Genomic DNA, 12,824 nt, shown 5'->3' on the forward strand with positions numbered 1-12,824 from the left:
CTCCGAGTGGGTCAGTCGCGGGCGGCGGATTCCCGGGCGAGGCGCTCGTCGCCGGTGAGGGTGGACAGCGGCTTCTCCTTGATGGAGACCACCGCGAGGACGGCGAGGAACGCGATCGGCGCGGCGACCAGGAACAGGTCCGAGGTTGCCGTGCCGTAGATGTCGCGGATCACGGCGAGGACCGGTGCGGGAAGCGTCTCGAGGTCGGGTACCTTGGCGCCGCCCTCCGTCGCGGCCGCACCGAAGTGGTCGGCGGAGAGCGAGGTCACCCGGGCGGTGAGCACGGCGCCGAGCGCGCTCACCCCGATCGCGCCGCCCATGCTGCGGAAGAACGTGAGCGTCGAGGTGGCCGCGCCGAGTTGTGCTGCGGGCACGTCGTTCTGCGCCGCGAGCACGAGGTTCTGCATGAGCATGCCGACGCCGATCCCGAGCACCAGCATGTACGCCGCCAGCGGCACCATGCCGGTCCGCACGCCGATCGTGCTCAGCAGCAGGAATCCGCTGGTCATCACGAGTGAGCCCACCACCAGATACGCCTTCCACCGGCCGAATCGGGTGATGAGTTGTCCGGCGACGGTCGAGGACACCAGGACGCCGAAGATCATCGTGAGGCTCATCAGACCGGCCACCGTCGGGGACTTGCCGAGCGCCACCTGGAAGTACTGGGACAGGAAGACCGTGCTGCCGAACATCGCCACGCCGACCAGCGTGCTGGCCACCACGGCGAGGGTGACCGTGCGGTTGCGGAAGAGGCCGAGTGGGACGATCGGGTCCACGGCTCGCGACTCGGTCCGTACGGCGAGCGCGAGCAGGAGCAGACCGCCGCCGGCGAATGCCGCGCTCTGCCATGAGCCCCACCCGAAATGTTGACCGGCCAGGCTCGACCAGATCAGCAGGGCGCAGACGCCGGCTATGATCAGGAACGCGCCCAGCCAGTCGATGGTGACCGGCCGGCGGACGACCGGCAGGTGCAGCGTCCTCTGCAGCAGCGCGATCGCGGCCAGGGAGAACGGCACGCCGATGAGGAAACACCAGCGCCAGCCCAGCCACGAGGTGTCCACCAGGATCCCGCCGATCAGTGGGCCGGCGATCGTGGCCACGCCGAACACCGCGCCGAAGACGCCGGAGTAACGGCCCAGCTCACGTGGCGGGATCATCGCGGCCATCACGATCATCGCGAGCGCGCCCATGCCCCCGGCGCCCACCCCCTGCGCGACCCGGCTGATCAGTAGCAGCGTGACGTCTGGTGCGAGGCCGGCGATCAGCGAGCCGACCACGAAGAGGCTCAGCGAGAACTGGATCAGCAGCTTCTTGCTGTAGAGGTCGGCCAGCTTGCCCCAGAGCGGCACGGTCGCGGTCATCGACAGCAGCTCGGTGGTGATCACCCAGGTGTAGACCGACTGGGTACCGCCGAGGTCGGCGACGATGCGCGGCAGCGCGTTGGAGACGATCGTGGATGCCAGGATCGTGACGAAGAGGCCGAGCATCAGGCCGGACAGTGCCTGGATCACCTCGGCGTGCGACATCCGCCGGGACGGCTCGATCCTCTCGGGCGGATCGTCCGGCGTGGCCGCCGCCGGGGTGCCGGACGAGGCCAGCTCGGAGGGAACGGTCATCGATTCTCCCGACGGTCAGGTGTTTCATGGACGCGACGGATCACGGCCGCGCGGTCACGCGGCCGGGACGAAGGCGCTGTTGGTACCCGCCCGGTGGCGGGGCTTCATTGCTTCGGGCCGGACTAGGGCTGTGCGGGGTCAGGTCGCCCGCGCCCGTGTCACTCCTCCTGCGCGGTCGCCGTGCGACCCGAGCTTCGGCGCCGACATCCGCATCTCTGACCCCCGTTTCCCGCGGACTCCGGCTTCGACCAGCGATTCTGCAGCACGACCTGGGTCTTGCGGCAAGCCCGGGGGTGCGCTATAAGTTAAGAAGGGCAAGGAGTGTCCAGTCCTCCTTGCCGACTCTCCGGTCCCGTTCTCCGACTCCCCGGACCCGCTCTATCGTCGCCGGGCGCGTATCAGCTCAAAGTCCTCAGGTTTGCTCCTCGCGCGACGCGCGGCTCCGCCACTCATGCCGTCCAGGAAGCAGAAAGCCCGTATGCACGTGCTTCACCCGACTTGGCTCGCCATTCTGGGTTCTGGGTCGGCTTGAGGCTGTGACCTGCGTGTTTCCGTTTGCGAGAGTAGGAACTCCGGTTCGCGGGAGCAGGAACTGCGTGCTGATCCGGGTCGTTGAGTTGCTGGAGTTGCTACTGGTGCGGGTCGGTGATGGCTGTGGTACCGCATCGGGTGGTGTGTGGCAGGGCGGACTCCGACATGATGGTGGTGGCCGACGCCGGGATGGTGTCCGAGGCGCACAAACGCGCGATCGGAGCCTCTGGGCTGTCGTTCGTCCTCGGCGCCCGCGTGATGCCGGTGACCGCGGCGGTCGGCACCTCCACGAGCGGACCCTGCACGACCTCGACATCCATCCGGTCACCTAGTCGACGCGCAGGCGGGCCGGCAGGTACGGCATGGCTTCGAACGCGCCCCGACCGAAGGACGATCAGTACGTCAGCCGGCCACTCTCGCGTCGACCCAGGGCCGTGCTGACGAATCCCACCGGGGCACCCCATGATCAAGGCGTCCCCCAAGTAGCTGTGCGGCCTGGGGGACGCCTCGCAGATCACGGTGGCGGGGTCAGCCGGCTGGGCCGATCAGCTTCCACGGCTCGTGGTCCGCGTCCACCCCGGTACCCGGGATGTTGCCCTGGGTCCACCACTTGGCCTGCCAGACCATGCCGTCGTACTTCACGGTGGTCTGTTCGATCGGCTGGGTCGCCGGATCATAGACCTTGCTCGCGTCCCATGCGGAGGCGGAGCAGCCGCCCGCCGGTGGGGCCGTCTGGGATGCCCCCCGGTTGTGTTCCGACTGCAGCGCGAACCGTTGGGTTGCCACCCTGAGCGTGGTGTTCACGGGTCCGGTGGCCGGGAGGTAGTAGATGATCGGGATGTCCAGACTCTTTCCCGGCGGGATGATCTGGCAGTAGTCCAGTTTCACGCCGACCCGGTGGAAGTCACCGCTCAGCCCGCTGCCGACGTTGGGGCCGGTGTGCCCCGGCTCCACCTGCCATCTGCCGCCCTGCGGCCCTGTCTGCCAGTTGCCGTCCTTGACCAGGGGCGGGGTGGAGGTGGGCAGGTCGAAACGGAGTTCGACGTCCTTGCCGCCGCCGATCGTGACGCCGGTGTTGTTGGTGATCCGGAGCGTGGGCTGCATCGGCCACAGGTCCGTGGCCGTGGAGCCGTACTCCACCAGGTCCACCGTGACGTCGATCGCCGACGACGGCATCGTCACGGAGCTGCCCGTGTTGCGGCTGCCGCCGTAGGGGTCCACGCCGGCCAGCCGCTGGTGCAGCTTGTCGGTCATCGTGTAGCCCATGCGGCAGGGGTTCGTGCCGGTCACGCTCGCCGGGCAGTGGTAGTCACCGGCCAGCTCCCACATCATCACGCCACCGGCGCCCTTGTCGATCACGTAGTCGGCGACCGCGTCGATGCCTTGCCCGTCCATCGTGGACAGGAACACGTCCTTGCTGTCGTTCCACAGCCAGGACGTCTTCGTGGTGTCGTTCCAGTGCCGGACGTACTGCCCCTTGATCTCGTCGGAGGGGTCGTCGTCCGGAGTCAGGCCCACGTTGTCCGCGTACCCCGGCATGACGTTCCGCTCCAGGTTCTCGGCGTGCCACATGGGGCTGACGCCGGCACCCAACTCCTCGCCCTCGGCGGTCTTGTCGTGCCAGATGTTGTCGATGCCGACGGCGCCGTTGCCGCACGGCCGGACGAGGCCGGTGCCGGGTGCGCAGTCGGTCCCCTCTGATGTGCCCCACAGGCCGGATTCGCCACCGTTGACGCCCCGCCAGCCCCGGGTGTAATACGGGATACCGATGTTGATCCGCCCCGCCTGCATCGCGCCGCGCAGGTAGTGGAATGCCCAGTCGGTGTTGAAGTAGCCGATGCCGTCGTACTCCGGGGTCTCGTAGAGCTCCTTCAGCTCCACGTCCTTGCCGTCGTCGTAGAGCGGGGCGTTGGGTCCGACCACGTCGTTCCAGGTGCCGTGGAAGTCGTACGACATCAGGTTGGTGAAGTCCTGGTACCGCAGCGCCTCCTGGTTGGCCATGCCGCGCACCAGGTAGCCCGACGCCGATGACGCGGAGGTCAACAGGTAGTACCTGTCGTCCGTGGCGGCGGCCCGGTCCAGCTTCTCACGCAGCGTCTTCATCAGCGCGGTGTAGCTGGCCGGCAGTCCCGGCCGCCGGGACCGCGCCGCGTCCCAGTCGTTCGGGTTGCCGGTCTGGTCCAGCATGGTCGGGTACTCGTAGTCGATGTCCACCCCGTCGAAGCTGTACCGGCGCAGGAAGTCCACCACGGAGTCCGCGAAGGTGTTGATCCCGCCCTGGTTGACCGTGCCGTCGGCGTTGGTGGTCATCGCGTAGAAGCCGCGTGACTCGGCCCAGCCGCCGACCGAGATCAGCGTCTTCACCCGCGGGTGCAGTCCCTTGTACTTGGTCAGCAGGTTGAAGTGCCCCTGGTACGGCAGTCCGGGGTCCATCTCGGCGCCCCGCATGCCGGGCCACGTCATGCCGATGGCCGGGTTGTCCGGGCCGGCGGCGCCGACGGATATCCGGTTGTTCTCGATGTGCGCGAAGGCGTAGTTGAGGTGCGTCACCTTCGACCATGGGATGTTCTTGACCAGGTAGTGCGGCGTACCGTCGGCGCCGGTGCGGCCACCGTTGAAGTAGCCGATCACCCGCCGGGACCGGCCCTGGCCGAGCCATTCCCGGCCAGCGGAGTCGTAGACGTCGCAGTACGGGGTGTCCACGCCCGCGGTCGGCGGCAGGCCGTCCGGTCGGCAGGTGTGATGGGCGCCGGTCGGCGGCTTGGCGCCGCCGTCGTCGCCACCGGCGTGCGCCTCCATCGGGTCGCCCACCCCGCCGTTGAGCTCGGAGGGGTCGGGCGGGGTGACCCCGTTGTACGCGTTCCAGGTGTAGTCGAGGTCGGCGGAGTCGGGCTTGCCCGGCCAGTTGAAGTAGTTGTGGACGAGCTCAGCCGGGTTGGTGGCCAGATACCCCCTGCCCGGGACGTCATCGGCGTCGTCCCAGGCCCACGCCGGGTTGGCGGCGTCGGTAGGGCAATCGCCGTCCGCCGGTCCTGCCACCCCGCCTTCGCCGCAGACGGCGCCGTGCGGGTTGCCGCCGTCGTCGCCGGCGAAATTGTTCGGAGTGGCGAACAACGTTGTCAGGTTGCGGTTGTCCCACATGCCGTCCGGGGCGAAGATGTCGATCAGGGTGTACTGCACGTCCCGGTCGTTCGGCCCGTCGGGTACCTCGGCGGTGGAGCCAGGGTAGTAGAGGATGCCGTCGCCGTTCCGGTACTGGTCTCCGAGGTCGGGGGACGGCTTCCGCTCAGCACCCATGGCCCACGCGGCGTGGGTGCCGGCCTGCTGGGCCGTCCACGGGCGCTGATGATCGTCGTCGTCGTGCGGGCTGTTCGTCGTCGCGATCACACCGTCGACGTCCTCCTCGCCGCTGGCGAAGTCGCTGCCGTCGGGCAGCCAGGAGTAGAAGTCGCTGTGCGACACGGTGATGGCGGCCTTGAGCGTGCCGTGCGCGGTGCCGTCGTTGGCCACGACGAGCAGGGCGCCTTCGGCGTCGTTCTCGTGCTCGGTCGCGTCCTCCTCGTAGTCGTCGAGAGCGGCGTCCGCCCAGTCCCGGGGGTGGAAGAACATGTAGATCAGGTAGGAGAAGCTCGGCGTCTGGACCACCGAGTAGTACACGTGGGCCGGCAGCGGGTGCTCGCTGGCGTTCTCCCAGTTGTTGCGGCCGTTGAGGTCGCCGTCGAAGTCGTACGACGTGATGTAGTCGGACTCGCCACCGAATGAGGTCTCGCCGCTGGTATCGACGTCCTGGAAGTGCACCGGAGCCCACCACCGGGCGAGTTCGGCCCGCTCCGCCGCCGTCGACGGAATTGTCGACGCGGCTGCGGCGGGACGGGCCAGACCGACGGGCCAGGACACGGCCAGCAGGGCGAGAACGAGCACTACCGCCAGAATTCTCGGAATTGACTGCACACGGTGGGGAAATGTCGCCATCGTTCCGGGCGACCGCCCGCTGCTGCTCAACATTTGAGAATCGTGCCGGCAGCACCACGGGTCAGACATCGGCACGGTGACGCCACTGGTTTGCCGAAACCTCGACCGGTCTGATAAGCCCATACGTCAGATGACGCACCCGTCCTCATTCACGATCAAGGAGTCTCCCGCGTCCGTGCTCGCGACGCGAGGGACGCCTTGATCATGAGTGAGGCGCTATCGTATCGAAGTGATTCCCGTCGATCGACCGAATGTCTGGGTTGGGCGCGACGAGGAACTGGCGGTCCTCGGCGCCGCGGTCGAGGGCCTGGGGCGCGGTGCAGGCTCGGTGGTGTGGGTGGAGGGTGAGGCCGGCATCGGCAAGTCCTCCATGGTGGCGGCGGCGCTGGGCGCCGCCGGCGACAGCGGGCACGAGATGCTGTGGGGCACGGCGGATCAGCTTTCCCAGCGCTTCCCGTTGGGCGTGATGGTGGATTGCCTGCAGATCCGGACAGGCTCGCCGGATCCCCGTCGGGCGGGTATCGCAAAATTCCTCCGGGACCGGCGACCGGGACTGTTCGAGGCGGACGACATCGCGCACACCGCGGTCGAGATGCTCGTGTCGCTGGTGGACGAGATGTGTACGGCGGCCGCCACCGTCCTGGTCGTGGACGACGTGCAGTGGGCGGACGAGGCGTCGTTGCTGGTGTGGCACCGTCTGGCCATCGCGGCAGAGCAGCTTCCGCTGCTGCTGGTCGGTGTGTGCCGGATGGGGCCCGGCCGGCAGGAGGTGCGGGAGTTGCGGGCGGCCGCCGGGCGCCGCGGCACCGTGATCTCGCTCGGCGCGCTGCCGGATACCGACGTCGCGGCCCTGGTGGCCGCCCTGATCGGCGTGCTGCCAGGGCCGAGCCTGACCCGGTTGACCGCACGGGCCATGGGCAACCCGCTGTACGTACGCGAACTGGTGGACGCGCTGGTCCGGGAGCAGCTCGTCGGGCTTTCCGGCGACGTGCCGGAGACCGTGCTCGACCGCGTCCCGCCCTCGTACGCGGCCGCGCTGAGCGACCGGCTCGGCGCCCTCCCCGCGCAGACCGCACGGATACTGCGCACCGCGTCCCTGCTCGGTGGCGAGTTCACGGTTACGGAGCTGGCGGCGGTGCTGGGGGTACCCGCCTCGGAGTTGGCTGCGGGCGTGCAGGACGCGGTCGTATCCGGGCTGCTCGTCGGCGTGGGCCGCGAGCTGGCGTTCCGGCACCCGTTGATCCGGCAGGCTCTCTACGAGGGCATGCCCGCCGCGTTGCGATCGGCGCTGCACGGCGAGGCGGCCCAGGCGCTGGCCGCAGCCGGTGCCGACCCGCTGCGGGTGGCGCAGCAGCTACTCGCGTCGGACCATCCCGGCCGCGACTGGGCGCGCGGCTGGCTCGTTGCGGCCGCTCCGGCCTTGGCCGCGCGGGCCCCCGGCATCGCGGTCGACCTGCTCCAGCGAGCGCTCGACCCGGCGCTGCCCAACCAAAGTGACCGGGAGACCCTCCTCGTCGGCCTCGCCCGCACGCTGCTCCGGATGGGCCGGCACGTGGATGCTGCGGCACGGGCTCGGCAGGCGTTGGCGATCACGGTCGAGCCGCAGCACCGCGCCGAGATGCACTGGGTGCTGGCCCGGGCGCTGTTCAGCGCGGGCGACAACGACGAAGCCGTGACCGCTGTGCGGCGCGCGCTCGCCTGGCCGGAACAACCCGACCGGTGGCGCGCTCGGCTGCTCGCGTCGCTCGCAATGTTCCAACGAGCGAGCACAGGCGACCTCGACGCCGCCGACGCCACCGCCCGCCAGGCTCTGGACGTGGGCGAGAAGGCGGCCGACCCGCTCTCGATGGGCTACGCGTTGATCGATCTCTGGTTGAGCCACTCCGTCCGGCGGGACCACGCCGCCGCGCTGCACTACGTCGATCGTGCCCTGGAAGTGCTGGCGGAGGACCCAGAGCACGCGAACCTGCGAACGTACGCACTCGACGCCCGGACCTTTACCCTGCAGAACCTCGACCGCTGGCCAGAGGCCGAGGCGGCCCTTCGGCGCGGTCGGGCGCTGACCCAGCATACGAACGATTCCGGCCAGGTGACCTCGGCGCTGACCGCGGCCGTGCTGCTCTACTGGCTGGGTCAGTGGGACGACGCGATGGCCACGCTGGCTCCGGTCGACCTGGACGCCACCACACTCACGTACTCCGGTCTGCGCGAGCGCGGGCCGATGCTGCTGTGGCACGGTGTCGCCGCTATGATCACCGGCCGGCGGGCCGAGCGGTCGGCGGCGGACGAGCACCTGCGCGCCGGACTGGACCTCCCCGTCGTGACGATCTCGGACCGGGAGAACTCCGACTTCCTGCTCGCCGGGCACGCGCTCGCGGCCGAGCAGGACGGGAAACCGGGCACCGCCCTGTCGATCCTGTCGGGCATGCTGACCCGGCGGCCCGGTGAGATGACGCTGGCCCACCAGTGGCTGCCAGATCTGGTACGGATCGCCCTGGACGTCGGTGACCACACGACAGCGGCGGCCGCGCTGCGCGCCTGCGAGTCCGAGGCCTCGGCGGAGGACCCGCCGGCACGGGCGTCCGCAGCCAGCCACCGCTGTCGGGGACTGCTCGACCGGGACCCCGCGCCGCTGCGCGCGGCCGCCACACACTACCGGGCGGTCGGACCGCCGGTGCCGCTGGCCGGCACCCTGGAGGATCTCGCCTACGTGCTCGCCGGCCGCGGCGAGGCGGCCGAGGCGCGGCTCGTCCTCAACGAGGCGGTCGACCTCTACGACGGCTTCGGTGCCGCCTGGGACATCCGCCGCGCGGAGAGCCGGCTACGCCGGCACGGCATCCGGCGAGGCATCCGAGGGGTACGCCCACCGCGCCCCACCGCGGGCTGGGAGGCCCTCACCCCGACCGAGCGCCGGGTGGCCGCCATGATCGCCGAAGGCCGTTCGACGCCGGTCATCGCGCAGGACATGTACCTGTCCCGGCGCACCGTGCAGACCCACGTCTCGCACATCCTCGGCAAGCTCGGCATGCGCAGCCGACTGGAGATCGCCCGCGAGGTGCTGCGCCGCGAAGCCGACGCCGTCCAGCACTGAACCCAGCCAGGCTCCGGCCGTGTTCGGTGGTCCCCGGTTACGCACCCGCAGCGACCGGCGACGTCGCGACGGAGTCCTCAGCGTGCCGGCCCGGGTCTTCGCGGGCTCGTCGGGCGACGGCTGACGTCGGCGACGGGCGTGTGCTCGGTCATCGACGGCATGCCGAAGCCGAAACGCTCCGCCGCCGCGGTCGGGTGAGTTCAGTGGGTTGGACCTCAGCCGGGTCCGGAGGTGCTCTCTCCGTGCCCGATTCCGGCCAGCACGGTGGTGACGATGGATTCGACGGAAGGTGGCTCCGCGGTTGTCGCCTGGTGCCGGAACAACGCCGGTAGCACTGCCTCGTGACAGACCCCCACGATCATTGCGGCGGCGGCGTCGAGCTGGGCGTCCGCGGCGAGCCGGCCCAGGTCTCTTTCCGCGTGCAGGTAACGGGCCAACCGATCGCGCCAGTCCTCGCCGTGCCCGTCCAGCTCCGCGAACTTGGCGAGGACCGTGGGCTGGGCGAGCAACCCGGCGAACGCGGGCAGGATCGCCCGGTGCAGCGCCAGGCCGTGGCCGAGGTAGCCGCGTAGGTTGGCTTCGACGGTGTCGGTACCGGGTTCGGGGAGGTCACCCAGCCCTCGCTCGACAGTGCGGACATGCGCGCGTAGGGCGTTGGCCAGTAACTCCTCCTTGTCGGCGAAGTAGTTGTAGAGCACCCCGTCGGCGACACCCGCCTGCCGAGCGATCGCCCGCACGGTGAGTCCCGCCGTACCCTGGGTGGAGATCATGCGTTCGGTGATGGCGATCAGATGCTCACGCAGGCTTCGCCCATCGTCGCTGCGGCGCAGTGCTGCCGCGTTTCTCGGTGACATCCGGCCTCGTCGTGGTCAGTCGAACCAATCGGGCAGGAGAACGTTACGGGGTAGCGGCGGTGACCAGCCACGCCGTGCCGCGTAGCCGGACGGCCTCGGGCTGGGCGAAGGAGCCCAGCGCGGTGGTGAGCGCGTCCCGAGCGTGCACCGCGGCCTCGGGGCCGACCTGCGTCATGTGGTACCTGACCGGTCCCCAGCCGGTGAGGAACTCGACTGCGTCGGGGACGTCTCGACCCCAGATCTGGTCCGCTTCGACGCGCGTGCAGGTGATCTCCCGGAATCCGGCATCAGCCAGCAGGCGGCGGATCCGCGCGGGATCGGCCAACGACGTGGGTCCGCTGCCATCCGCGCCGGTCGGGCGCGGCAGGTACGGGGCCATCGCGTCGAACACGGTGCCCAGGTCGGTGCCGGTGAGTTCGGTCAGGGACACGAACCCGAGCCGGCCCGCCCGGCGCAGCGCGCGCCGGATGTTGGCGAAGGCGGCGACGGGGTCGGCGAAGAACATCACCCCGAACCGGCTGACCGCGACGTCGAAGGCGCCCTCCTGGAACGGGTGGACCTGCACGTCACCCTGCTCGAAGGCGACGTTGGGAACAAGCTCGGCCGCCGCGCGGGCCCGCGCCCGGGCGAGCATGGGAGTTGACAGGTCGACACCGGTTGCGTACCCGTGCGGGGCTCGGCCGGCCGCCAACCGGGTCAGTTGACCGTTCCCACAGCCGACGTCGAGTATCCGATCCCGCACGCCGATTCCGGCCGCGTCGAGCAGGTACTCGTTGAAGCCGCCGTTCACCGCGTCGTAACGGTCGTCGTGCGCCGCCCAGTGCTCGCCCTCGTAGCCGTTCCACGCCTGCGCCTGGGCGGTGTTGACGATGCCTGCCACCGGTACTCCCGTCCGATATGAACAGTCGTTCATGAATGTGTGTTCAGAATGGCCCATCGGGGAGCATGCGTCAACGCGGCGGGCCGTTCCAACTGACCGATACTGCCGCCGACACCGTGCCGACACTGCGATCGCGCCGCGACGGTTGACGGCCAAGGGTGGGACTGTCGACCCGGAGGACGGCCAGCCCTACCCCGCTCCGCCTGCTGCGGCGCGGTAGAAGACGACGCCGCCGAGCCGGCTCCTCCCACGACCGCTTTCCGTGACACCGGTCAGGCCGGCATCGGTCAGCGCGGCCAGCACCCGCTCGGGAAGGCTGCCCGCCAGCCGGGGATCGCGGTGGGCCCGGCCCGCTCCCCGCCCGGACGGCGTGCCGTCGATGTCCACCACGTGCAGTTCACCGCCGGGACGCAGCACCCGCCCGACTTCACGCAGTGCGCGCGTCCGATCGTCCTCGTCGAGGTGGTGCAGCATGAACGCGGACAGCACCCGGTCGAAGCTGTCGTCGGGCAACGGCAGCGCGCCGGCGAAGGCGCGCTGGTACCGGATCGGGAGCTTGGCCCGGGCCGCCTTGCGGCGGGCCCGGCGCAGCACGGCCGGGTCCGGGTCGATGCCCAGCGCGTCGACGTCCAAGCGGCGACGCCCGAGCGCCCGCAGCAGGTTGCCGGTGCCGCAGCCGATCTCCAGGATCCGCTGGCCGGGTCGGAGGTCGGCGAGGTCCAAAAGCTGTTTGTGAACGCGTCCGACGCCCGCGAGGCGGGCGAACGGATCGTACAGGGGCAGCAGCCAGTGCTTGCCCATGGCGGGCAGGTAGTGCTGCTCGCGACTGGCGTCGGCCGGTCCGGTCATGTCACGCTCCAATATCCGATGAAGTTTGGTCGTACCCTCAGCCTCATCCGGCATGAGGACATGGACAATGGCGAAACTGTGGATGAGATGCGACAAAACTTGGGTCCCGGGTCCCGCCCTGTCGGAGTGACCGGCCACGGCGTACCGGTCATCGGCTTCGGCCACGTGCCCGGCGTTGCCCCGGTCGCGGTGGCCCGGGTCCCCGAGAACCTGCCGGTCGGCCCTGCCGGCGGCGGCGCGCACACGCACGACTTCCTGGCGCTCTTCTACGCGCATCGTGCCGACGGCGCGGTGTTGATCGACGGCCGGAGATGGACGGTGACCGACGGCGACGTGTTCGTCATCGCACCGGGGCAGGTCGTCTCGCTCCGTGACCCGCACGAGGAGGTCGCCACCGACGGCTGGGTGGTGTGGTTTCCCGCCGACGTGGTGCGGCCCGGGATGTCCGGGGCCTACTCGTCGTGGCGGGCGCACCCGTTGCTCTTCCCGTTCGCACAGGGCACCGATCGGGCGCAGCGGCTGCGCATCCCAGCGGCCGACCGGGCGGGGTGGGTCGAGCGCTTCGCCGTGCTCGATGCCGAGCTACGGGCCCGGCGCGACGGCCACCAGGAAGCCGCCCTCGCCCACCTGACCCTGTTGCTCGTGGCTGCGGCTCGGCTGTCGACCGGCGTCGCCGACCAGTTGCGGTCCTCGGACGAGCCGCTGCTCGCGGCCGTCTTCGACGCCATCGAGCAGCGCTACCACGAGGGCATCTCGCTCGCCGACGTCGCCGCCGAACTCGCGCTCACCGCCGGCCATCTCACCACCGTGGTACGCCGCAAGACCGGCCGGACCGTTCAGCAGTGGATCGCGCAGCGCCGCATGCAGCAGGCACGCCTGCTGCTCACCGAGACCGATTTGACCGTGGCGGCGATCAGCCGCCGGGTCGGCTATCCCGACGTCAGCTACTTCATCAAACGCTTCCGCGCCGACCACGGGGTGACCCCGGGGCAGTGGCGCGACACCGCCCTTCCCACCCGGTGAAACACTCC

The 12,824-nt window shown here is 70.1% G+C and carries 8 protein-coding genes; 2 read left to right on the top strand and 6 right to left on the bottom strand.

The genetic code is table 11. The features are described from left to right. Nucleotides 1-11: 11 nt before the first annotated feature. The 3 genes from R6Y94_RS10945 to R6Y94_RS10955 form a co-directional block, all read right to left on the bottom strand. Nucleotides 12-1,526, bottom strand: coding sequence for an MDR family MFS transporter (locus tag R6Y94_RS10945; protein WP_318395762.1), 1,515 nt, complete (start codon nt 1,524-1,526; stop codon nt 12-14). A 719-nt stretch (nt 1,527-2,245) separates the two neighbouring features. Continuing rightward, the gene (locus R6Y94_RS10950) at nt 2,246-2,467 is read right to left on the bottom strand and encodes a hypothetical protein (protein WP_318395703.1); all 222 of its coding nucleotides are present in this window, start codon (nt 2,465-2,467) and stop codon (nt 2,246-2,248) included. 208 nt (nt 2,468-2,675) lie between these two features. Beyond that, on the bottom strand, nt 2,676-6,068 hold the full coding sequence (locus R6Y94_RS10955) for a glycosyl hydrolase family 18 protein (protein ID WP_318395704.1): 3,393 nt from the start codon (nt 6,066-6,068) through the stop codon (nt 2,676-2,678). A gap of 280 nt (nt 6,069-6,348) precedes the next feature. On the opposite strand from R6Y94_RS10955, the gene R6Y94_RS10960 reads away from it, so the two are divergent. Next, the gene (locus R6Y94_RS10960; protein WP_318395705.1) at nt 6,349-9,210 is read left to right on the top strand and encodes a helix-turn-helix transcriptional regulator; all 2,862 of its coding nucleotides are present in this window, start codon (nt 6,349-6,351) and stop codon (nt 9,208-9,210) included. Between the two features lie 215 nt (nt 9,211-9,425). On the opposite strand, the gene R6Y94_RS10965 is transcribed toward R6Y94_RS10960, so the two are convergent. From R6Y94_RS10965 to R6Y94_RS10975, 3 genes are all read right to left on the bottom strand, one after another. Then, the gene (locus R6Y94_RS10965; protein WP_318395706.1) at nt 9,426-10,064 is read right to left on the bottom strand and encodes a TetR/AcrR family transcriptional regulator; all 639 of its coding nucleotides are present in this window, start codon (nt 10,062-10,064) and stop codon (nt 9,426-9,428) included. Nucleotides 10,065-10,107: 43 nt separating this feature from the next. Continuing rightward, a complete protein-coding gene (locus R6Y94_RS10970) occupies nt 10,108-10,944 on the bottom strand; it encodes a class I SAM-dependent methyltransferase (protein ID WP_318395707.1) in 837 nt (278 codons plus the stop codon). Nucleotides 10,945-11,133: 189 nt separating this feature from the next. Continuing rightward, nucleotides 11,134-11,793 (bottom strand): class I SAM-dependent methyltransferase, encoded by a 660-nt coding sequence (locus tag R6Y94_RS10975; protein ID WP_318395708.1) that lies wholly within the window; start codon nt 11,791-11,793, stop codon nt 11,134-11,136. Nucleotides 11,794-11,880: 87 nt separating this feature from the next. Here R6Y94_RS10975 and R6Y94_RS10980 point away from each other — a divergent pair, with 87 nt between their 5' ends. After that, the gene (locus tag R6Y94_RS10980) at nt 11,881-12,816 is read left to right on the top strand and encodes an AraC family transcriptional regulator (protein WP_318395709.1); all 936 of its coding nucleotides are present in this window, start codon (nt 11,881-11,883) and stop codon (nt 12,814-12,816) included. Nucleotides 12,817-12,824: the final 8 nt, after the last annotated feature.

The sequence above is a fragment of the Plantactinospora sp. KLBMP9567 genome, from assembly GCF_033446045.1.
Lineage (GTDB): Bacteria > Actinomycetota > Actinomycetes > Mycobacteriales > Micromonosporaceae > Plantactinospora.